Origin of the sequence: [Clostridium] symbiosum ATCC 14940 (assembly GCF_000466485.1) — a bacterium.
GTDB classification, from domain to species: domain Bacteria; phylum Bacillota; class Clostridia; order Lachnospirales; family Lachnospiraceae; genus Otoolea; species Otoolea symbiosa.
The window spans coordinates 41,446-62,963 of sequence record NZ_KE992799.1 but is presented as its reverse complement, the minus strand read 5'-3'; the positions used below and the strand labels follow the sequence as shown (position 1 = coordinate 62,963).

Annotated in this window: 19 protein-coding genes and 1 pseudogene; 2 read left to right on the top strand and 18 right to left on the bottom strand. The window is 47.0% G+C overall.

The features are described 5' to 3' along the window. Positions 1–25 precede the first annotated feature (25 nt). The 13 genes and pseudogenes from CLOSYM_RS01470 to CLOSYM_RS01405 all read right to left on the bottom strand — a co-directional run bounded on the left by CLOSYM_RS01470 (position 26) and on the right by CLOSYM_RS01405 (position 14,234). Positions 26–1,243 carry an NRAMP family divalent metal transporter gene (locus tag CLOSYM_RS01470; RefSeq protein WP_003497751.1) on the bottom strand — a complete coding sequence of 406 codons (1,218 nt, stop codon included), beginning with the start codon at positions 1,241–1,243 and terminating at the stop codon, positions 26–28. 47 nt (positions 1,244–1,290) lie between these two features. Then, entirely contained in the window at positions 1,291–2,049 is a 759-nt protein-coding gene (locus tag CLOSYM_RS01465; protein ID WP_003497754.1) for a LamB/YcsF family protein, read from the bottom strand. A gap of 216 nt (positions 2,050–2,265) precedes the next feature. Beyond that, on the bottom strand, positions 2,266–3,621 hold the full coding sequence (locus CLOSYM_RS01460; protein ID WP_009297692.1) for a sigma-54-dependent transcriptional regulator: 1,356 nt from the start codon (positions 3,619–3,621) through the stop codon (positions 2,266–2,268). Beyond that, positions 3,596–4,942, bottom strand: a complete 1,347-nt coding sequence (locus CLOSYM_RS01455; RefSeq protein ID WP_021640653.1) for a sensor histidine kinase — start codon at positions 4,940–4,942, stop codon at positions 3,596–3,598. Before CLOSYM_RS01455 ends, CLOSYM_RS01460 begins: the two co-directional genes overlap by 26 nt. A gap of 153 nt (positions 4,943–5,095) precedes the next feature. Then, the gene (locus tag CLOSYM_RS01450; RefSeq protein ID WP_021640652.1) at positions 5,096–6,520 is read right to left on the bottom strand and encodes a sodium:solute symporter family protein; all 1,425 of its coding nucleotides are present in this window, start codon (positions 6,518–6,520) and stop codon (positions 5,096–5,098) included. 317 nt (positions 6,521–6,837) lie between these two features. Next, a pseudogene (gene truA / locus CLOSYM_RS01445) lies at positions 6,838–7,572 on the bottom strand (tRNA pseudouridine(38-40) synthase TruA); the annotation flags it as partial. 23 nt (positions 7,573–7,595) lie between these two features. Further along, a complete protein-coding gene (locus CLOSYM_RS01440; RefSeq protein WP_003497764.1) occupies positions 7,596–8,396 on the bottom strand; it encodes an energy-coupling factor transporter transmembrane component T family protein in 801 nt (266 codons plus the stop codon). After that, positions 8,393–9,259, bottom strand: coding sequence for an energy-coupling factor transporter ATPase (locus CLOSYM_RS01435; protein ID WP_003497766.1), 867 nt, complete (start codon positions 9,257–9,259; stop codon positions 8,393–8,395). The genes CLOSYM_RS01440 and CLOSYM_RS01435 overlap by 4 nt, the downstream gene beginning before the upstream one ends. Positions 9,260–9,262: 3 nt before the next feature. Further along, positions 9,263–10,123: an energy-coupling factor transporter ATPase gene (locus CLOSYM_RS01430; protein ID WP_021640651.1), complete on the bottom strand. Its 861-nt coding sequence runs from the start codon at positions 10,121–10,123 to the stop codon at positions 9,263–9,265. A 229-nt stretch (positions 10,124–10,352) separates the two neighbouring features. Beyond that, complete coding sequence (locus CLOSYM_RS01420; RefSeq protein ID WP_003497772.1) at positions 10,353–11,768, bottom strand: YfcC family protein; 1,416 nt, start codon at positions 11,766–11,768, stop codon at positions 10,353–10,355. A gap of 112 nt (positions 11,769–11,880) precedes the next feature. Beyond that, the gene (locus CLOSYM_RS01415) at positions 11,881–12,408 is read right to left on the bottom strand and encodes a nucleoside recognition domain-containing protein (RefSeq protein ID WP_021640649.1); all 528 of its coding nucleotides are present in this window, start codon (positions 12,406–12,408) and stop codon (positions 11,881–11,883) included. After that, positions 12,409–13,056: a nucleoside recognition domain-containing protein gene (locus tag CLOSYM_RS01410; protein WP_003497775.1), complete on the bottom strand. Its 648-nt coding sequence runs from the start codon at positions 13,054–13,056 to the stop codon at positions 12,409–12,411. Further along, a complete protein-coding gene (locus CLOSYM_RS01405) occupies positions 13,056–14,234 on the bottom strand; it encodes a M20 family metallopeptidase (protein ID WP_003497776.1) in 1,179 nt (392 codons plus the stop codon). Before CLOSYM_RS01405 ends, CLOSYM_RS01410 begins: the two co-directional genes overlap by 1 nt. A 244-nt stretch (positions 14,235–14,478) precedes the next feature. Between CLOSYM_RS01405 and CLOSYM_RS01400 the strand changes: the two genes are divergently transcribed. Continuing rightward, entirely contained in the window at positions 14,479–15,342 is an 864-nt protein-coding gene (locus CLOSYM_RS01400) for a LysR family transcriptional regulator (RefSeq protein WP_021640648.1), read from the top strand. Between the two features lie 64 nt (positions 15,343–15,406). Here CLOSYM_RS01400 and CLOSYM_RS01395 read toward each other — a convergent pair whose 3' ends face one another. The 3 genes from CLOSYM_RS01395 to CLOSYM_RS01385 form a co-directional block, all read right to left on the bottom strand. After that, positions 15,407–16,462: an N-acetylmuramoyl-L-alanine amidase family protein gene (locus CLOSYM_RS01395; RefSeq protein ID WP_021640647.1), complete on the bottom strand. Its 1,056-nt coding sequence runs from the start codon at positions 16,460–16,462 to the stop codon at positions 15,407–15,409. 39 nt (positions 16,463–16,501) lie between these two features. Next, entirely contained in the window at positions 16,502–17,749 is a 1,248-nt protein-coding gene (locus CLOSYM_RS01390; protein WP_049941528.1) for an N-acetylmuramoyl-L-alanine amidase family protein, read from the bottom strand. A gap of 137 nt (positions 17,750–17,886) precedes the next feature. Next, positions 17,887–18,825, bottom strand: a complete 939-nt coding sequence (locus CLOSYM_RS01385; protein ID WP_044902031.1) for a helix-turn-helix transcriptional regulator — start codon at positions 18,823–18,825, stop codon at positions 17,887–17,889. 134 nt (positions 18,826–18,959) lie between these two features. Between CLOSYM_RS01385 and CLOSYM_RS01380 the strand changes: the two genes are divergently transcribed. Next, positions 18,960–19,598 carry a DJ-1/PfpI family protein gene (locus CLOSYM_RS01380; protein WP_003506086.1) on the top strand — a complete coding sequence of 213 codons (639 nt, stop codon included), beginning with the start codon at positions 18,960–18,962 and terminating at the stop codon, positions 19,596–19,598. Between the two features lie 146 nt (positions 19,599–19,744). Here CLOSYM_RS01380 and CLOSYM_RS01375 read toward each other — a convergent pair whose 3' ends face one another. Both CLOSYM_RS01375 and CLOSYM_RS01370 read right to left on the bottom strand, forming a co-directional pair. Next, a complete protein-coding gene (locus tag CLOSYM_RS01375) occupies positions 19,745–20,281 on the bottom strand; it encodes a bL17 family ribosomal protein (protein ID WP_003497790.1) in 537 nt (178 codons plus the stop codon). A gap of 130 nt (positions 20,282–20,411) precedes the next feature. Continuing rightward, positions 20,412–21,374: a DNA-directed RNA polymerase subunit alpha gene (locus tag CLOSYM_RS01370; protein WP_003497792.1), complete on the bottom strand. Its 963-nt coding sequence runs from the start codon at positions 21,372–21,374 to the stop codon at positions 20,412–20,414. Positions 21,375–21,518: the final 144 nt, after the last annotated feature.

Genomic DNA, 21,518 nt, shown 5'->3' with positions numbered 1-21,518 from the left:
GTTACCACTAATTACTGTCAATTCATTATCCAAAGATGGTCAGAATCTTCGGAAGCGCCATGATACCTGAATATCCTGTCAGAAGTACAACGCCAAGTCCCAGAACAATCAGAACCATCGGGTGCTTATAATTTTCTCCCACAATATCTTTTCTCCTGCTGGCCAGAAGGATGGTCAGAAGAGTCAGAGGAAGAATCAGGCCGTTTACGGAACCTGCCAGTACCAGCAGAGTTGCAGGCTGGCCTAATAAAGTCATAATTACGGTAGAAACGGCAATAAATCCGATAACGAACCATTTTTCATTTTCCATGATAAATGGATGCAGTGTCTTTAAGAAGGAAACGGAAGTATAAGCCGCACCGATAATAGAGGTACATGCCGCAAAGAAAATAACAAGGCCGAAAATCTTATAGCCGATCACGCCTGCGCCTGCCTGGAATGCTGCCGCGGGAGGACTGGCTACCCATGCATCGCTTCCCACAACTTGCGGCATAGCCGTAACAACGCCCAGAACAGCAAGGAATAATAAGATTCTCATGGTGCCTGACACAGTAATTCCCATAAGAACGGATCTGCGCACTTCCGGAAGATCCTTGGTCCCTGAAAAGCCTGCGTCGAGAAGACGGTGGGCGCCGGAGAAAGTAATATATCCGCCGCAGCTTCCGCCGAGCAGTGTAATCATCGGGAATACCAGTCCCGGAGCTTCTGAAAACTTGAAGACGCTTGTCACTGCCTCGCCAACCGGGGGCTTTGATTTGAATGCCACAAAGAGTACCACAAGAATCATAATGCTTCCCAGATACTTTGTCATCTTATCCATACCGGATTTGGCATCCTTGGACAGGAAAATCAGGATGCCGATGGCTCCGCCGATAATCGTGCCGGCCTTGACCGGAAGTCCGAACATTACGTTCAGTCCCGTGGCGGCTCCGCCCACGTTTCCAATATTAAATACCAGGCCGCCGAGGGCAACCAGGAACGCGATAAAATAACCGAGTCCCGGCAGAACCTTGTTGGCAATATCCTGGCCGCGCATACCGGACACACCGATAATCGACCAGATGTTTAACTGCGTCGTGACATCCAGAAGGATGGTGCAGATGATAACCATTGCAAAAATTGAACCGTACTGGCCTGTAAAAGTGGCTGTCTGTGTCAGAAAGCCGGGTCCGATAGCCGATGTCGCCATCAGGAACGCTGCTCCCAAAAGGACCGTCATATTATTCTTTTTCTTCTCTCCCATATATATCTCCTTCATCGTGAATACTGTCTAAGGTTTTCCCATTCCCATTAAAACAGATTTTTAATACTTACACCCTCCGCGATCAGAGTTTCGCGGATATTTTTTACAAACTCAAGAGCTTTTGGATTGTCACCGTGAACACAGATGGAATCAGCCTTGATATTAATGTCGTTTCCGTTAATGCTCTCCACTTTTCCTTCTTTTACCATTCTGACTACGCGTTTAATAGCCAGGTCTTTATCCTTGATAACCGAACCTTCCAGTTTCCTGGATACCAGAGTTCCGTCGTCATTATATGCCCTGTCTGCAAATACCTCGCTGGCTGCCTTAAGGCCGGCCGCTTCGGCCGCTTCAATCATCTTTGATCCTGCCAGTCCCATGAAAATGATATCCTTATCTACTTCATAAACCGCCTCGCACATTGCCTTCGCCAGCTTTTCATCAACTGCCGCCATATTATAGAGAGCCCCGTGCGGTTTTACATGCTGAATTTTCACACCGTGGCTGTCTGTAAATGCTTTTAAAGCCCCCAGCTGATACTTCACATACGCCTTTGCTTCCTCCGGAGTAACTACCATATTCCTTCTTCCGAATCCCATCAAATCAGGAAATCCGGGATGTGCGCCTACGGCAACGCCGTTATCCTTAGCAACGGCAACCGTCTTTTCCATTACAATCGGATCGCCTGCGTGCCAGCCGCATGCAACGTTTGCGGATGATACATACTTGAGAATTTCCGCATCCATACCGATCGTATAATTGCCGAAGCTCTCTCCCAAATCACTGTTCAAATCCACATAATACATAGTCTTTTCCTCCTTACCTTCACTGTTTATTTGCCCCTCGAACCATATGTAGTTCTGACAGTACTATTTTATCTGACTTTAATATTTTTTTCAATATTTATTTCGATTATTTTTATTTTTATGGCTAATTAACGCAAAAATCGTGCAAAAACGCACGATTTTTGCGTGCGTTTTTGCACGATGTGACTTTTTGCACGGTTTATGGTTCACCGCTCTTTATTCCTCCCTCTCCATTTTCCTCTTGATAGAAAAACGGGTCGTTCCCAGGAGAGCGGCGGCTTTGGTCAGATTATTATTACTGATTTTGAGCGCCTGATTCATATATAATTTTTCCAGCACTAAAACCTCCTGTTCGAGACTGATTGGACCTTTCTCCAAATCTTTCAGATAATAACAGTTCCCATGTCCGCCGGTCTCCGTTTTCTCAACCGGCGTCAGTTCTACGTGCTTCTCCAGGACATTCCCCTGGCTGAACAGGAAGCAGCGTTCAAAGATATTCTTAAGCTCCCGGACGTTCCCCTTCCAGTCATATAAAATCAGCTCCCTCATAAAATCCGGCTCTACCCTCTCAATGTTTTTGGCAAAGGATTTATTATAGTAGTCCAGATAGTAATCACAAAGTGCAGGGATATCTTCCCGCCGCTCCCGGAGCGGAGGAATTACAATCTGCATCACATTGAGGCGGTAGAACAAATCCTCACGGAACTGGCCCTGCGCAATCGCCCTCTCCAGATTCCGGTTGGTCGCGGCAATCACCCGTACATCCAGCTCGATATCTTCCAGACCGCCGATTCGTTTGTATTTCCGGTCGTCCAGAAAAGTCAAAAGCTTTGTCTGCATAGCAAGAGGCAGTTCTCCGATTTCATCCAGGAAGACGGTTCCGCCGTTAGCCAGCTCTATCAGCCCTTTCTTCGTCTTCAGCGCTCCCGCAAATGCGCCCTTCTCGTAACCGAACAGCTCACTTTCCAGGAGATTTTCAGGGATTGCCCCGCAGTTGATTCTGACCATCAGATTTTCTCTCCTGTCACTGCAGTCATGAATCTGTCTGGCCACCACCTCTTTTCCGGTCCCCGTTTCCCCCCTGATCAGGACATTGACAGAGGAATTTTCACCCAGCACCTTGATCTGGGAGCGGATCTGGCAGACAGCCTCACTGATTCCGGTAAAATCCTGGGATTTTCCCTTCAAAAATTCCAGAGAATCACGGCGCTTCATCTGCTCCAGACATCTTTTTATAATAAAATCGATTTCATCCACATCAAACGGTTTCAGAACATAATCGTAGGCCCCTCTTTTGGTCGCCTCCACTGCCTGGGATACGGAGCCGTAGGCCGTCATCAAAATGACCTGGATATCCTCATCCATATTTTTGAAGGTGGCAATCTCATCCATACCCACGCTATGCTCCAGAAGATTATCCAGGATCACGACATTCGGGTGGAATTTCTTTACACACTCTACGGCCTCCTCTATGGTCCCGGCCGATTTGGCGTCATATCCCCTGTCCTTCAGCCCTTCCTCCAGTGTGTAACGGATCAGAAATTCATCATCCACGACTAATATTTTCTTCATAATCTTCCACCCTCCTGTAAAATGTCAGCCTTACGCAGGTCCCCTCCCCGCAGGCACTGGCCATCTCCATCAGGCCGCCGTTTTGTTCCACCAGCTTCTTTACAATAGCAAGACCAATTCCAATTCCGTTAATGCTCTTTGTGTAGAACGGCTCCATGGCGCGCGTCAGCTCTTCCCGCGACATCCCTTTTCCGTTGTCCTGAAACTCAATCAGAGCCTTGTTCCCGCTCTCTCTTCCCGATATCCTGATTCTCCCCTCAATGCCGGGAATAACCGATTTAATGCTGTTGCTGATCAGGTTGTGGGCAATCTGGCGGAATTCATTCTCATTCAGATAGCCCGTCAGTCCTTCCTCCACCGCGGTTTCCATCACGACTCCCTGTCCCTCCGCCCCCTTGGAATAAATCATCGCAATCTCACCAATGACTTTTTCAAAGGATATCAATTCCTTTGGGGATTCCTTCTTTACGGAAAGAGTAAAAAGATTCATAATCAGAGTGGTCACTCTGTCAACCTCTTTAATCATGCTCTCGCATAGCATTTTGTCACTTTCTTTGGCTGCTCTTCCCTTTAAAAGCTGTATCCCTGAACGTATCCCTGCAATCGGGTTTTTTATCTCATGGGCAAGCGTCGCCGACATTTTGCTGGTATACTCCATCTTAGTGTAGTTATCCATGTTACGGAGCAGGCTCTCAAATGTAACAGCCAGCTGGCCTATTTCGTCTTTTCTTTTCACCGATTCGAACCGGTAGCTCCTGTAGTTTCCCTTATTTTTGTTTATTTCCCGGCACGTACTGCTCATACTGCGGATTGGCCTTGTAATGTTATGGGAAATAAAAATACTGGCCTGTATGATGATAAGAAGGGATGCGATGGCCCCGATGACGACATAATTCTGTTTTTCCAGAATTTCTTCCTCAAACATCTTTTCGTCTATCAGAAATTCCAGTTTCCATCCCAGCTTGTTCGCGCCCTCATTCGTTAAAAATACCGTCTTATCCTGAACAGAGCCGTCTTCATAAGTAATAACCTGACCGTCCTTATCCGTAATCCGGACATAGCCTCTCCCATAATACCTGTATTTATCTTTCAGCTCCTTCTCGCTCAGACGGCCGGACAAATACTCAACATCCCTGTTTATTTCCTCAAACATGTAGACGGCCAGGGTTTTCTGGTTATCTCTCTGCATCGTGTAACCGTTGTAATAGGAGATTACCCCAAAACCACAGATTACGACAATTCCGACAAATAAAAACGGGACCAGGATTTCGTTCTCTATCTGAAAAAACCATTTTGACAGCCTGTCGGTCAACTTTTTCATTCTTCAGCCCCCTTTTCCCCTTCAGCGTAACAGTTCCGACAAGGAACTGTTACTGCATCCGGCTAATAAAATCGCTGCGCGATGAGCCGGATGCTCGCTTCCACTACCTTTTCGCACGGTCCGCGCAGCAAACGCGCAGACCTGTCTGATCTGTTACCCTTTAGCACCTGTTTTCCTCTGGAAAAACGGAATTACAAGGTATGCCAGAACAGAACAGGCTGTGGCCGGGAAGGCCCAGTATACCCTGGTGGTCCTGCCCCATAACAGAGCCGCACAGATAATGCCCACGATAAATGAACCGTAGGCCCCGGCCTTTGTTCCTCTCGGATATAACAGCGCCCCGTAGATTAAGGGCGTAAAAATCACTGCAAAAACTCCCCATATATCGGCGCCGAAAAAGAGGATATCCTCAGGGGGATTCAGGGACAGTATCAGAGCCAGGGTACCTCCGATGAATATAAACCACTTGGCGCGCCCCAGCAGCTTGTCCTCCTTCATCCCATTCTTCCCGAACTGCCCCGCCACATCATAAGACAGCATGGAGCCTATCAGCAAAAGCTGCGAATTGGCCGTAGAAAGGCACGCTCCGATTACGCTGATCAGAAAAAAACCGCTGAATCTGCTTTGAAGCAGATAGTTTACCGCATAAATAAAAATATCATCCGTATCATGAAAGGTGTCAAGACGCGGAAAAAGAATTTTAAGCCCCAGCCCTATCTGAGTAAGGGCAAAATAGAACAGAGCCAGAAAAACAATCGCACACAGCAGCATTTTTCTAGCCGTCTTTTTATCTTTTGCGGCGACAATCCGGATCATGTACTGGGGATTTGTCGCCAGTCCCATGCCCCAGCCGAAAAACATGGAGATATACATAAGAGGGGAATAGTCCCGGAACAATCCCGGGTTCTCCACCGCCACTCCGGCTTTCAGTGTTTCTCTCGCCACAGTGCTGTCCGATAAAAGCCATGTGCCTTCCACTTTCCCGACTATAACAAAATAAATCACGCCTACGCTGAGCGCCAGCATCACCAGATTACAGGTATCTGTCTTGATAACCGAGTTAAAGCCGCCGAACGTGGAATATAATATAAAGAGATAGACCAGAAAAACCGCTACCTTATAATCAATATTAAGCAGATTGGAGGCGGCAATGCCAAATCCTTTAATCTGCATGACAAGGTAAAGCACATAACCGCATGACATCAGCAGGGCGGAGGCAATCTGAAGGCCCCGGGAGCCATAACGGTTCCGAATCAGCTGTGGAATCGTAAGGATATCGTTGTCATAAAGCCGGTTGCTGATTGCATACAGCATCAGCGCCCCGATAAACCACGGAATTACCGACATGGAAATTACAGCCACCCCGTTCTGATAGACATTTCCCGTATACCCGAGAATTGTGGCCGCTGAAATCCAGGTTCCCACAAAAGTAAAAAAAAGGCGGCAAAGCCCGATTTTTCTCTCTCCGACAAAGAATTTGGAGATAGAATCACTCTCCCCGAAGGAAGACTTTCCAATAAATAAAATTGCCAGCGAATATACGCCAAAATAAACCAGATACACAAATGTTTTACTCATTTTTCCCCCGTTTTTCCGACGAAATTCTATTCCGGTCCGGCATCCTCCATTTGGAATCCGGTCCCATTCTTCACAACTTTATAAAATCCATAACGGTCTCCGGCCCGGAACCTGTCTTTTTCCGCGTCCGTCACGATAACGCTCCCGGCTCCATTCCGGTAAGCCTGATGTACGACACGTTTCACAAGCCTCTCAAACTCTTCCTCCCCGCAGCGGTAAACCGTCAGCCGGGCGGGGCCTCCGTCTCCTGCCTCCCTCTGATCCAGTACATAATGCCAGTGCCTGTTCTGCCCCTCCAAAAACGGACGAAGCTCCTTTTCATATTCCAGGCTTACAAGCGTAAGACCGACCGCCGGTATGGTCGGCCCTGCTGCCGACCGGTCCCTGGCCTCCAGTATCTCTTCCATATGCTCCGGAGGATATACGCCGAGACCGACCTTCACAAGGGTTCCGGTAATAATCCGCACCATATTATAGAGAAAACCGCTTCCGCTGATCCGAATCGTAATCATATCCCCATCCTTTGAGACATCAAGGCTGTAGATCGTCCTGACCGTCTCCTCTGCCTGGGTGCGGACCGTGCAAAAGCTTTTGAAATCATGTTCGCCCACTAAAAAAGCCGCTGCCTGCTTCATCTTTTCCACGTCCAGGTTGAAATAACAGAAGTGGCTGTAAAGTCGTTCCAGCGGCATGCTGATTTTTCTGTTCAGTATCTTGTATTCATACGTTTTTGTGCAATTGGCTTTTCTCGGATGGAATGAGAGAGGAACCTCTTCCGATGCCTGGACACGGATATCGTCCGGCAGGCGCTGGTTTAATGCAAAGCAAATCTTATCCCCCGGTATTCTGCTCTCCGTATCAAAGACAGCCACATTCCCCCTCGCATGTACGCCGGAGTCGGTACGGCTGGCCCCGATTACGGTAACAGGCTCCTTCAGAAGCCCTGTTAAAGCCTTGTTGAGCACTTCCTCGATTGTCACGCCATTGGGCTGTATCTGCCAGCCGCAGTAGGCCGTGCCATCATATGCCACAGTCAGTTTTATACGTTTCATTCTATTCTTCTCCCGGCATGGTTCTACATAATAATGCGGACCGCGATAACAGCAGCCAGATAGATAATAAATACGGCATAAGCCGCCCTATCCCTCTTCTCATAGTGCAGAGGCTTCATCTTCGTTCTTCCCGCACCGCCCCTGTAACATCTGGCTTCCATTGCCATCGCAAGATCGGTTGCACGGCGGAAGGCGGAGACAAACAGCGGAACAAGAAGCGGTATCATGCTCTTCGCTCTCTGCATCAGGTTGCCCGTCTCAAAGTCGGCTCCCCTTGCCATCTGGGCCTTCATAATCTTATCCGTCTCCTCAATCAGAATCGGAATAAAACGCAGCGCAATCGACATCATCATTGAGACCTCATGAACCGGCACATGAAGCCTGTTCATAAATCCGAGGCTCTTTTCCAGGCCGTCCGTGAGCTGGTTCGGCGTCGTCGTCAGCGTCATGATCGATGAGCCAAGCACCAGGTACATCAGACGCAGGCCCATAAAAAAGGCCAGACTCAGGCCCTCGGCCGTGATTTTCAGAAATCCGAGCCGGAAAATCTCCCGGCCGTCCGTCAGAAACAGGTTAAAGCTGACGCTGATAAGCAGCAGGAAAACAATTGCTTTCAGCCCCTTCACAATGAATTTGAAAGGCACCTTCGAAAGTCTGACTACCAGGGTCAAAAACAGTGTGGCAATCAGGTAGCACCACAGATTATCGGCAAAAAACAGTGAAATAATGTATATCATCGTACCAAACAGCTTCGTTCTCGGATCCAGGCGGTGGATCGGTGAATCTACCGGATAGTACTGTCCGATTGTAATATCCCTAATCATAATGTGAGCCTCCCCTTTTCCCGAAGGAGGTTAAGAATCGCATCCCTTGCCTCTTCCACGGTCGTAATTGTATCATCCACAGGGATCCCATGCTCCCGCAGCTCCTGGACCACATAGGTAATCTGAGGCGCCGCCAGTCCCATGTCTTCCAGTTCCTTATAATGTTTAAATACTTCCTTCGGGGTATCGTCAAAGACCTTCTCCCCGTGGTTCATAACCATAATCCGGTCAACATAGCGGGCCACATCCTCCATACTGTGGGAGACAAGGAGAATGGTAAGGCCGTACCGGCGGTTCAGCCGCTCAATCTGATCCAGGATTTCATCCCGGCCTTGGGGATCCAGACCGGCCGTAGGCTCATCCAGTATCATCATCTCAGGCCGCATCGCAAGGACTCCCGCTATCGCCACCCTTCTTTTCTGCCCGCCCGACAATTCAAATGGCGACTGTTCATAGAAGCTCTCATCCATTCCCACCAGATCCAGGGCATGGCGCGCCCTCTTCTCGGTCTCTTCCTTAGAACAGCCCAGGTTCTTCGGTCCAAAGCAGACATCGGAAAATACATCAGCTTCAAAAAGCTGATGCTCCGGGTACTGAAATACAAGACCGACCTTGCTGCGCAGCTCCTTCATCTTATAACCGTCGCTGTATATGCTGGTCCCGTGATACAGGATATCTCCGCCCGTAGGCCGGATCAGGCCGTTCAGATGCTGGATTAAAGTAGATTTGCCGGAACCGGTATGGCCGATCAGACCGACAAATTCACCGTCATTTATCTCAAAATTCACATGCTTAAGGGCATGCTGCTCAAAGGCAGTCCCCGCCCCATATGTGTAATTCAAATCTATAACCTTGATTGACATATCTTATTCCTCTTTTAAGAGCGGAAGCAGCGCTTCCATCAGCTCTTCTTTCCTGAGTATTCCATCCGGCAGCATGGCTCCGCCCTTTTTTAACTCGTAGGCCAGTTCCGTCACCTGGGGAACGTCCAGACGGTAGCTCTTAAGCTCGTCCACCCTTGAAAAAATCTCTTTTGGCGTCCCATCCATAACCACTTTACCGCCGTCCATAACGATCACGCGGTCTGCGTCTATAACTTCCTCCATATAATGAGTAATCAAAAGTATGGTGATCCCCTCAGCCCGGTTCAGCTCCTGAACGGTTCTGATAACATCCTTGCGGCCGTTCGGATCGAGCATGGCGGTCGGTTCATCCAGAACGATACACTGGGGCTTCATCGCCATCACGCCGGCGATCGCCACCCTCTGCTTCTGTCCTCCCGACAAACGGTTTGGGGACTTCTTCCTGTACGCCGTCATCCCAACAGCCTGAAGGCTCTTATCCACCCGTTCCCAAATCTCCTCGGTAGGGACTGCGATATTCTCCGGCCCGAACCCCACATCCTCCTCAACTACGTTGCCGATAATCTGGTTATCCGGATTTTGGAACACCATCCCGGCAGTTTTTCTCACTTCCCACAGCAGATCGTCGTCCGCCGTATCCATCTCAGATACCCAGACCGTTCCTTCCGTCGGAATTAAAATGCCATTGATATGCTTTGCAAATGTGGACTTTCCGGAGCCATTGTGTCCCAGTACAGCCACAAAACTCCCCTTCTCAATCTCCACATCCACATGATCAATCGCACGGTTTACTTCTTCCACTTTATCTTCTTCGTCCCGTCTGATATAGTCAAAAACGAGATTTGCCGCTTTAATTATATTCATATTCAAGCCCTTCATAACCGCAGCTTATCACTGCATATTTGTGTAAATTGTAGAGCAATTGTACCCCGGAGTCAAGTAGTATTTTGTTTCTAAAAATCCCATCCAAAATATCGGTTCCCGGCAGCGGCAGAAACTGCGGCAGCCGGGCAATAAAAAACCGGTCCGGCAGATACCGGATCGGTCTTTTAAAAGGGATTATGTATTTGGGGTAAATTTCACCTCCTTTCATTTAAAAAGGGCCGTAATTAATCAAGGTTGCTATCGTTAAAAGAATAAAGGAAATAATCCACCACAGCGCAAAACAGGGTAAAAAAAACTTCAGCCACTTCTTATAAGGTATATTGCACATGGCAATGCCGGCCATCAGCTTTGCTCCAGCCGGTGTAACCATATTTGACAGCGAATCACCGAACTGAAAAGCCAGTACATTCACCTGGCGGTTTATCCCCAACAAGTCTCCCAGCGGTATCATTAACGGCATCGTAACCGCAGCTTGTCCCGAGCCGGAGGGAATTACGAAATTGATTACATCCTGGACGGCAAACATAGCACAGGCGGCAACTGTACGGGGAAGGCCGTGAAGCAGGCTTGCCAGGGCATTAATTATTGTATCAATGATGTTTGCTTCCGTAAGGATATTAGTCACTCCTTTACAAAGCCCCATAACAAGACCAACCCATAAAAGACTTTTCGTTCCTTCCACAAATTCATTGCATATCTGATTTCCGTTCAGGCCGCCGACCACTCCGGCCGTCACTGTCATAATCATAAACACCGCTCCCATTTCTGTAAGATAAAATCCCCTGGTAAGAATCCCCCACACCATCGATACGATTCCAAGAATGAAAGTCAGCAGCACCAGCTTGTGCCGCATAGTCATAGGCGGAATATCGGATAAATCAAGAGCTGTCCGGTACTGGCTGTCAATTTCATACATCAGGCTTTTCTCCGGATTTTTACGGATTTTATTTGCATAGGTGCAAAGCCATATCATGCTGACAATTTCAAATACAATGAAAGCAACCGCCCTGTAGCCGATTCCCGAAAACATGGGAAGCTCGGCAATCGTCTGGGATACACCAACCGTATATGCATTCGTCATGCCGCCGCAGTACCCGATGGAGGATGAGCCAAGTACCAGAAATGCAGCAATCAGAGAGTCAAATCCAAGTCCCAGGCAAACCATATATATCAGCGGCATAAATGCCAGAAATTCCTCACTGGTGGCGGCAAAGCAGGACAGCAGGCCAAATGTCAGGAGAATGGCAATCAAAAGCAGATTTTCTTTTCCTGCAAATTTCTTAATTAAATTTTTCAGGCCTATATCAATCGCCCCCGTCGCCTGAATAACCTGCAGCGCCCCGCCTACAATTAAAATAAAGAAAATTAAGTTACCGGAGCTGGCAAGCCCATTAGGAACCGCCATGAAAAAATCAAATATTTTTATCGGATTCTGTGCCACATGACGGTAACTGTCCGGATCGACTATCGAATAGCCTGTTATCTCATTTTCAAAACGGTCAAATGAGCCTGCCGGCACCAAATAAGTCGCAATTGCCGCAATTACCAGAAATGCAACCAGTATGAGCATCGGATTAATAGCTTTTACCCGTTTCGGTACGGTTCTCCCCTTTTTCTTGTACATATCTTCCCCTTCTTTCAAAATTATCAACAGCCTGCTCCTGCAGCAGAGAGCGGAAGCAGAACGGGGCCGCCTTAGTCAAAACCGGCAGCTCCGTTTACTGATATAAAACAGCTTACATATACCCCATAAGCATCATGATTCCGCGCATCCCAAGCATTCCCGCCAGGCTGAGAAGAATCGGCAGCCCCAAAAGATGCGACCTGTATTTCGGATTTGTCCCTGCTACAAGAACAATTCTTGCATAATGTCCTACTAACGTTCCCATCAGCATACAGGGTACAACCAGAATCGTTGCCTGAGCCGCATTAATTGTTCCGGCCGCATATAAATTCGCCGCCGTAGCCGCTCCCGCCGCTTTTGCAAAAAACGCCGACATTAACACAATTGCCGCCTCTCCCGGCAGGCCAAAAATTCCCATTACCGGAGCAAATACCTTTCCAATCAGATTTACGAGGCCCGTAAGTTCAAGGAACCTGATTATAACGTAGCCCAATACCATAGCCGGTAATATATTTTCAATCCCGATATAGAACCCTTCCTTAGCCCCATCCATGAAAGAGGTAACTATCGACTTTTTCTGTTTTTTCTCTTCCTGATTATTATCAGTGCCGGCCTCTTCTGTTTTAATTTCTTCGCTCATCTAAACAGCACCTCCTTCTGCTTCTTTTTTTACTACCAGCCGCATAATATTAGCTCCCAGAACTTTAAATATCCACAAATATACGATTACAGGACCTACCGCGAGCTTAATGATCGGGAGCAGCGGAGCCTGCGTGGAAATCGTGTTAATAATAACAGCCGAAGCCGCATATTGATAAGCCACGAATATTGTCCTTTCCCTATCGGTTATCTCCCCCTGCTGATATGCTTTTTTCGTCATAAAAGACGCAACATCAGAACTGGTGAAGGACGCTACGAAAGCAATCCCGCTGGTTCCGGGAATTCCCATCAAAGGTCTGAGTAGAGGTGTAAAAAACTTTCGTGCTGCTTCCATGGCCCCCATATCTTCACAGACATGTACAAATCCTACCGAAACACAGGTTGTGGGAATCAGTGTCAATGCAAACATGAACCCCTCTCTCGCTCCGACTCCTCCCTGTCCTTCAAAATTCAGACCATCGGCAATGATTCCAAAGCTTCCAATCAGATTGCTTAAATCAAAAGCCTTTAAAAAGTTCCCGGAATTAGTAAATATCCCGGAAAAAAGGATAATAAGCAAGAATAACGAGCCCCAGCCTTTTATCCCTATACGGTGCTCCTGCTCTCTGTTTTTTTCTTCTTTTCTCATTATTCGGCCTCCCCCTTATAGCTGTCCAGCCGGCTCAGAATACTTAAAAGCATTTTTGCTCTTTCAGCCATCGTAGCTACTATTGCAAACTCTTTCCCCGTATGATTTCCCTGTCCAATCACGCCGCAGGAACAGATGACCGGTGTCCCGGCTATATTGATGTATGCTGCATCTGAGTTTCCGCCCAGTACGGTTGACTTCAACGGTTCTTCCCCGCAGTCCTGAAGTGCCTGACTGCAAAAATCAAAGAGCTTTTTAACAGAATTGGTCGTTTCAAATGCATTAATAATGCTTAAAACCTTGTATGTAGTTTGTGTACCCGGTATATGAGTCTCATCGAGGGCAGCATAGAGGTCATGTTCCAGTTTTTCCATTTGGGACGGCTTTATAAACCGTGCGTCTATCTCAATACGGCAGCTGCCTGGAATGGAGTTAGAAACTGTGCCTCCTTTTATGGTTCCTACACTGACAGTTATTCCCTCCGATAAATTTGTTATCTCACGTAGCCTGCAAATTTTATATGCCATCTCTTCGATTGCATTCCTGCCTGTCTCAAAACTGTTTCCGGCATGAGCTTCTACCCCGGTGACTTCCGCCGATATAGTTATTCCGCCTTTTCGTCCAACACACAGCGAACCGTCCGGAAGCCCTGTTTCCATATTAAAAGCAAATTCACAGTTTTTAGCTTCTTCCACCAGAGTTTCTGCAGTTGTAGAATTTTCATGGGCAATTTCTTCATCACCGGCAAATAATATTTTAATCGGACGCTCTGTAAAACCCAGGCTGTTCAACGCCTTAATAACATAATATGCAATTATAATGCCCCCTTTCATATCCAGGACGCCCGGTCCATATGCCCTTCCGTTTTCGATACGGAATGGATTGTCTGCCAGTGTTCCCTTTGGAAAAACCGTATCATAATGTCCGGAAAATAAAATCGGCTTTCCTTCCCTCTCCCTGCCTAATATCCCTGTTAATGTCTTCCCCGCAGCCCCTGTATCAATCAGGTCACACCTAAACCCGATGCCCTCAAACATTGCCTTAAGTGTATCGGCTGCCTCCTCAAGTCCCTCTTTATCAAAAGAGCCCGTTTCTATTTCTACCAACCGCTTCCAGTCTTTCACCATATTATCCGTATTTGCGTCTATAAATTGGCCGCATTGTTCCCTATTAATCATAACCTTCTCCTTCTTAGACTTATTATTAATAAAATTTCAGCCATGTGGCCGCGGGTATGCCAAAAGGGGAGCGCGCTTCTTCCGAATCCGTCAGGCATAGACACAGGCCACCGGTTATGTTAAGATTATTTATGTGCACTAAACAATATTTAACTATGAATTCATTGTAACATCACACTATTGTCATGTAAAATATTGATATAAAATAGAATTTATTCATTTCTTGTATAAATGGGGGATTTATATGGATCTAAAGCAGTTACAGTATTTTTTAACAATTGTAGAAGAAGGCTCTATTACTGCCGCAGCCGCCAGGCTGCACGTCACGCAGCCGCCGCTTAGCCAGCAGTTAAAAAAGCTGGAGAAAGAATTTAATGTTGTTTTATTCGAACGTGATTCCCGTAATTTACAGCTGACAGCCGTAGGCCAGATGTTTGCAGACCGTGCCAGGCAGCTTCTTGCTCTAAGTAACGTGATACAAAAAGAAATTGTGGATTTTTCCAGCGGTTATAAGGGAAATTTATACATTGGCATAACCCCTACCGCAGTACCGCTTGTATTATCGCCTAAAATAGCGGAATTTCATCAGAATTATCCGATGATTAATTTTGAATTTTTTGAGGGAAATAGCGCTTATATCCATGATTTGGTGCAAAAAGGCATCATCGATATTGGCATTATCCGTTCCCCCTTCCATCTTCAGGGTATCAAATATTTGAAAAAAGAGCCTGAGCCTATGGTTGCGGTCATGTCTCCGGAATATAACTGGTCTGACTGTGTAAGCTGCTCCGTCGATGAACTGGATGGAAAACAGTTGATTATATACCGCCGTTATGAATCAATCTTAAATGAAGTATTTAATTTACATAATGTCTTGCCCAGGATTATATGTAAAGCGGAGCGTTCTTCATCCGCTTTGCGTGCGGCAGAATCCGGACTCGGAATTGCCCTTCTGCCTTCGGGAGCGACACAGATGGCACAGGAAAAAATTGTACAGAAAATATTGGCTGACGATTGTCTTTATACAAGTCCCATGGCAATCTGGGCATATGACCATTATCTGAATAAGTCTGCAATGGCTTTTTTAGATTATTTCCGTTCATTATAAAACGGTGACCTGCACGCTCCGCGCACAGGTCACCTTCACAACAGCTCTACTTCTATCCCGCGCCTTACTGCATCTTTCCGTCTCCGCCTATCATGTATCCGTCTATCACCGTATTCACCGCCATGCTTCCGTCTTCATAGAAATAATACCACTCCGACGGCGAAATCTGATACCAGCCGACTGCCATAGCGCCCGTTGAATCCGTATAGTACCACTTGTCATTCAGGTTCAGCCAGCCGGTCTGCATTTTACATTCCGAATTCATAAAGTACCATTTTCCATTGATTAAACGCCAGCCTGTGGCTGCATAACCGTTCTCATCAAAATAATACCATGTACCCTGAATATAACGCCAGCCATTGTTGGCTTCCACTCCGTTCTCATCCGTATAGCGGTAGCCTGTGCGATCCTGGCGCCAGCGTCCCCCTACCTCACCCAGGTTGTCTACAAATGAATCCTCGGAGGTTACATAATCTCCGGTTCTTCTGTAGCCGGCATCTGTGCTGTTCTTCGAGGTTGCTCTGACTTCATAGAAATAGTTGGCCTCTTTTGTGATATACTCCGTCAGGTCAACATTCGTACCCTCCAGCGTCAACGTAGTCACATACTCATCGTCTCCCCGGTAGAGGCGGAGCTGATATGCGGTTGCATATGGGACCTTTTTCCAGACTGCTTTTGTCCTTGTCGAATCACTCCAGCCGGCTTTCTCCGTCTGTCCAAGCTGAACTACCGGATAATAGTTTACCTTTACCACCAGGTTGCCGTCTTCATTCCGTTTGGCAGAGACAAAATCCGCTCCGCTTATGGTAGTCTTTTTAGAAGAATAGGAACTCGCAAAAGCTTTCCCGCTGCCGGGAACCAGTGTAACCGAAGCCGTTATTTTGGAACCCGGATTCCATTTCTCCAGAGCCTTGCTCCAGGAAATATCCTCCACCTCGTAGCCGCTTCCTGTAGTCACGGTTGGCTCCAGAATCTGACCTTCCTCTTTATCATAATTATTTTTAAATGTCACTCTGATATTGGCAATCGTCGTATCCGCATATGCTGTAAAAGCGCTGCCCGCTATGAGCATTGCCGCCGCTATGCAGATCCATAAGCCCCGTGTTCTTCTCCCAAACATACCACTACCTCACTTTTCTAGAATTTATGCCGCTGCTCCTTACCGGCGCCACACACCGTCGGCACCTACATAAAATGTGCTGATAGTCGTGTTAACAGCCATGCTTCCGTCACCCGGATAGAAATAATACCAGTTTCCTGCCACCTGGGTCCAGCCCTCGCACATTACGCCGTTTTCTCCCAGATAATATCTCTTGCCGTTGCTGTCCAGCCACTGGTTCTTAAACATCGCTCCCTCTGTGCCCTCAGGTCCCGGATTCAGATAATACCAGCCGTTGGCCGCCTGTACCCAGCCCTTTCTCATTGCTCCGTTGTTGTCCAGATAATACCAGTTTCCGTTCTTCTCCTGCCATCCCGTCAGCATCCAGCCGTCTTTGTCAAACAGATACCAGATATTGTTGACCAGCAGCCAGGAATCCTTCTGGAAGGTTCCGTCCGGATAGCGGTACCACCAGCGGCTCCCATCCTGGATCCAGCCGACCTGCGACGTGGAATTATTGGCAGCGCTGTTTGTATTGTTGTAATCAATCTTGCCGGAACCATTGGACACCGATTCCTTGGCAATATACAGCTCATCCGACTCCGTCCAGTCGCTGCTGTCGGCGTAGTCCTTCTGGCTGTCGCCCGACGGTGCGGAACGCACCTTAAAGGTATAAGTACCCGCACTCGTCATGTATGGATAAAAATTGATCGACGTGCCCTTGTACGCCTTCACCTTATATATGGCGCTGCTGCCTTTATAAAGGTTTATATCATAGGCGTCCACTCCGTTCACTTTATCCCACTTCGCGTGGCCCAGCTGATTCTCTTTCCATTCGGCGTCCTCAGGGGCGTCATATTCGCCCTTTACCGGCTTCGTCTTAACCGTGACTACCAGAGTATCGTATCCCTTTCTGGAAGCCGACACAAAGGTGCCGCCTTTTACCGTGACATTGCTGGATTTATAGGTCCCGACAAAGCCATAGGAATCCGGATCCTCCGCTTCCAGCCACACTTTTAACGTATAGGTGCTGCCAATCTTCACATCCTTCGATGTGGAGCTCACCCACTGCGCCTCAGTTGCCGTATACCGCTCGTTTCCTGCCCTTACATTAAACCCGCTGTCTTTTCCCGCTTCCAGATCCGGCAGGCTCTCGCCCGCTTCCAATTCCAGGTCCAGATTAATCGTTACCTTGCTGATTGTCTTTCTGGACGAAGCGGCATAGGAAACCATTGCCCCTCCAAACGCCATACAGGTCACCAGGCATATAGAAACAAGCGGACCAATCCACCTGTTTTTTCTCTTCATATCCCTCATCCTCTCCGGCGGAAAACATTTTTCTTGCTGTTTTTTCCGCTGTTTTTATAATTTAATTATAAAGCGTTCCACTATTACAGTCAACTTACGATATTCTTGCGGCATAGATGGATAAAAAAGAAATACTTCTAATTCCATTTCTCATATAAAGCCGCTATGTTATGGATCCGGCGCTTCATCTCCCTGCAGACATGTACCGGCCCCAAACACTCGCATTTATCCCCAAAGCTTAAAAGAATATTGTAATAGTATTCATTCTCTATGAAGGGGAGAGTGACAATGTAATGCTCGTCACCATCCGGAGTAAAATGATCATACGAACAAAAATCAAGTACCCTGTCCATGACAGATTTATGAATACGAATTTTGATTTTTATCTGCATGGTTGTATAAATATCAGTAAAATCCAACTGGGGTTTTTGATAATCCCGCGGTGTAAAAGCTTCTTCCAGCATTTCCAGGTTTGATATACGGGATAATCTGAATAAACGGTAATCATTTCTTTTATGGCAATACCCCTGCCAATACCAGTGATTACTTTTTAATATGAGCTGGTACGGCTCGGCTGTCCGTTTAGAAAAATTTCCGTATCTGTCAATATACTCAAATGAAAGCAGCCTGCTTTCCTGTAAAGCTGTTTTAATAATTTCCAAATATGGCTGCATATTCCTGTTACCCATCCACGGATTTAAATCAATACATATCTGGTTTACTTTTAATTCAATGTCTTTCGCTCTGTCGGCAGGGATAAAACTTTTGACTTTTGCAAGGGCATGTACCAGTTCGTCCCCCCGTATCATACCGGAAAGACTGGAAAGCCCCATTAGGAGGGCGGAAAGCTCGGAAGTCGAAAAAACCTTTTTATCAAGCTTGTAATCCTGCATGATTTCAAAGCCGCCGCCCACCCCGGATGCCCCCCGGACAGGAATACCCGCCATGTTGATCGCCTCTATGTCGCGGTAGATTGTGCGGGGGGAAACTTCAAACATATCCGCCAGTTCCTGCGCGCCTATGCGCTTTTTATCAAGGAGTATCATAATTATGCTAACAAGCCTGTCAACTTTCATCTGTCGGGCACCTTCCAATTTTTTTATCATTATAGATTGTTGCCATACAGTTGTCAACAATTGCAGAGTATAATAAAAAGGCAGGCAAATCAACTGCCTGTCAGGTGGAAATAATATGAAAATGGAGGAAACTTATGTTCACAATCTATGTTTACGTTCTTGATGCTTTGGCCGACTGGGAGCTTGGCTATGTTATTTCAGAGGTGAATTCCGGCCGGTTTTTCAAAAAGGACGCTCAGCGCGTATCGCTCAAAACCGTCAGTTATTCCGGGAAGCCAATCAAGACAATGGGCGGTCTGACAATCATGCCCGACTGCCTGATTGATGATATTGCTGTGAGTGAGACAAGCGTTCTGCTATTACCGGGCGCAGACACATGGAATGATTTAAAGCACGGGGCTGTTATTAAAAAAGCAGAAGAGCTTCTCTCGTCAGGCGCTTTGGTGTGTGCCATCTGCGGGGCTACCGCTGCGCTTGCCGGAGCCGGACTGCTGGATAACCGCCCCCATACCAGCAACGGGCCGGGATTTCTTGAAATGTTTTCTCCCGGTTATAAAGGCCAGGATTTTTACATTGACAAGCCCTCTGTGGCGGATAACAACCTAATTACCGCCGGCTCTGCCGGAGCTTTACTGTGGGCGAAACAGATTATTGGGCATTTAAACGTTTTTCAGCCGGACACGCTGGAATCCTGGTATGCATATTTCACCACCGGTAAGCCTGAACATTTCTTTGCCCTCATGCAGACTTTACCGTCCGGCAAGGAAAGCTGAGGACCGTTAAACGATAACCTGCACGCTCCGCGCACACGTCACCGCCGTAAATTAAAACGACTCCAGCCACTCTGCATGGCTGGAGTCGTTTATTAACGGGCAGTGAAATGTTTACAAAGCAAACGTTTCACCGCTTTGTTTACTGATTAAACAAGCTCTAATAAAACTTCCAAAGCGCCGTCGCCCTTACGCTGTCCGATCTTAACGATTCTTGTGTATCCACCGTTGCGGTTTACGTATTTAGGAGCAATCTCATCAAAGAGTTTTGCCGGCATATCTACTTCTTTTGTATTTTTCTTTCTGCCTGCTTTTGCAGCCGGAACTTCTGTTACATCATAGAGAACCTTTAACATCTGTCTTCTAGCATGAAGTCTGGATGGTTTGTCTTTCTTGATCTCTTTCTCTACTTCGTCATAAACGGTAACTTTCTTTCCGTCAACAACTTCTTTTACTCTCTTGCCGTCTTTATCTTTACGTGCAACCTTTGCAGTAACTTTTACGGTCTCGAAGTTGTCTTTTTCCTTAACTGCCATGGCAATTAAGCCCTCAGCAATCTTCTTTACTTCTTTGGCTCTGGCCTCAGTTGTAACGATCTTGCCGTGGTATAACAGATTGGTAACCTGGTTTCTCAGTAATGCTTTTCTCTGGCTGGAAGTCTTTCCCAGCTTTCTATATCCTGCCATGATTTAATCCTCCATATTTGTGGAAGCCGGCGTCCACGCTTCATTGGTCTTACTGTCCGCCTGCTTTATTCGTAAACGCCCGGCTGTGCCCTTTGGTCTTATCTGCCGGGTGCTCAAACATTCGTTAAAATTAAGCTTCTTCGCTCGGATTGAGCTGTAAGCCTAACTCTTTTAATTTGGCAAGTACCTCTTCCAAAGATTTGCGGCCCAGGTTTCTGACCTTCATCATATCTTCCGGAGTCCTGTTGCACAGTTCCTCCACGGTGTTGATACCTGCTCTCTTTAAACAGTTGTATGAACGAACGGATAACTCCAGTTCATCAATGTTCATCTCAAGCACTTTTTCTTTCTCGTTGTCTTCCTTCTCTACCATAACTTCTGCAGTTCTGGCATTCTCAGAAAGGTCGATGAAAAGGTTCAAATGCTCGCTCAGAACTTTAGCTGCCAGGCTGACTGCCTCATCAGGAGCAAGAGTTCCGTTTGTGAATACATCCAGTGTCAGCTTATCAAAGTCGGTAACCTGGCCCACACGGGTATTCTCAACGGTCATATTGACACGCTCTACCGGTGTGTAGATGGAATCCACAGCGATCATTCCGATTGGAAGCTCGTCGTTCTTGTTCTTGTCTGCGCTGATATAACCACGGCCTTTTGTGATGTTCAGTTCCATATAGAACTTACTGTCCGTGCCGCCGCTTAATGTGGCAATTACCTGCTCAGGATTTAAAATCTCAATGTCAGAATCCACCTGGATATCAGCGGCTGTTACGACGCCTTCTCCCTCGAATTCGATATAAGCTGTCTTTGGCTCATTCGTTTCGCTCAGATTCTTAATTGCCAAACTCTTGATGTTCATAATAATCTCAGTTACGTCTTCCTTTACTCCGGGAATCGAACTGAATTCATGCAAAACGCCATCGATTTTCACTTGACTTACTGCTGCGCCAGGCAAAGAAGAGAGCATAATTCTTCTTAAAGAATTTCCTAAAGTAGTTCCGTAGCCTCTTTCGAGCGGTTCAACTACAAACTTGCCATATCTTTTGTCTTCTGAAATCTCAGCAATTTCAATTTTCGGTTTTTCAAAATCGAACACTATAGCCCCTCCTTTTGGGAACTTTTATTGAGGGTCTGTCATACTCTTATAAAATAAGAGAAGAACTTTCGCTGCGGGTAACGGCAAAAGACGCGGTTCACATCCGTTACCGCCAACCGGCGATTTTGCCGCTGTCCGGCCCGT

Coding starts and splice junctions, on each gene's coding strand:
- CLOSYM_RS01470 (WP_003497751.1), bottom strand. CDS start 1,243: ATGGGAGAGAAGAAAAAGAATAATATGACGGTCCTTTTGGGAGCAGCG.
- CLOSYM_RS01465 (WP_003497754.1), bottom strand. CDS start 2,049: ATGTATTATGTGGATTTGAACAGTGATTTGGGAGAGAGCTTCGGCAAT.
- CLOSYM_RS01460 (WP_009297692.1), bottom strand. CDS start 3,621: ATGAAGAAAATATTAGTCGTGGATGATGAATTTCTGATCCGTTACACA.
- CLOSYM_RS01455 (WP_021640653.1), bottom strand. CDS start 4,942: ATGAAAAAGTTGACCGACAGGCTGTCAAAATGGTTTTTTCAGATAGAG.
- CLOSYM_RS01450 (WP_021640652.1), bottom strand. CDS start 6,520: ATGAGTAAAACATTTGTGTATCTGGTTTATTTTGGCGTATATTCGCTG.
- CLOSYM_RS01440 (WP_003497764.1), bottom strand. CDS start 8,396: ATGATTAGGGATATTACAATCGGACAGTACTATCCGGTAGATTCACCG.
- CLOSYM_RS01435 (WP_003497766.1), bottom strand. CDS start 9,259: ATGTCAATCAAGGTTATAGATTTGAATTACACATATGGGGCGGGGACT.
- CLOSYM_RS01430 (WP_021640651.1), bottom strand. CDS start 10,123: ATGAATATAATTAAAGCGGCAAATCTCGTTTTTGACTATATCAGACGG.
- CLOSYM_RS01420 (WP_003497772.1), bottom strand. CDS start 11,768: ATGTACAAGAAAAAGGGGAGAACCGTACCGAAACGGGTAAAAGCTATT.
- CLOSYM_RS01415 (WP_021640649.1), bottom strand. CDS start 12,408: ATGAGCGAAGAAATTAAAACAGAAGAGGCCGGCACTGATAATAATCAG.
- CLOSYM_RS01410 (WP_003497775.1), bottom strand. CDS start 13,056: ATGAGAAAAGAAGAAAAAAACAGAGAGCAGGAGCACCGTATAGGGATA.
- CLOSYM_RS01405 (WP_003497776.1), bottom strand. CDS start 14,234: ATGATTAATAGGGAACAATGCGGCCAATTTATAGACGCAAATACGGAT.
- CLOSYM_RS01400 (WP_021640648.1), top strand. CDS start 14,479: ATGGATCTAAAGCAGTTACAGTATTTTTTAACAATTGTAGAAGAAGGC.
- CLOSYM_RS01395 (WP_021640647.1), bottom strand. CDS start 16,462: ATGTTTGGGAGAAGAACACGGGGCTTATGGATCTGCATAGCGGCGGCA.
- CLOSYM_RS01390 (WP_049941528.1), bottom strand. CDS start 17,749: ATGAAGAGAAAAAACAGGTGGATTGGTCCGCTTGTTTCTATATGCCTG.
- CLOSYM_RS01385 (WP_044902031.1), bottom strand. CDS start 18,825: ATGAAAGTTGACAGGCTTGTTAGCATAATTATGATACTCCTTGATAAA.
- CLOSYM_RS01380 (WP_003506086.1), top strand. CDS start 18,960: ATGTTCACAATCTATGTTTACGTTCTTGATGCTTTGGCCGACTGGGAG.
- CLOSYM_RS01375 (WP_003497790.1), bottom strand. CDS start 20,281: ATGGCAGGATATAGAAAGCTGGGAAAGACTTCCAGCCAGAGAAAAGCA.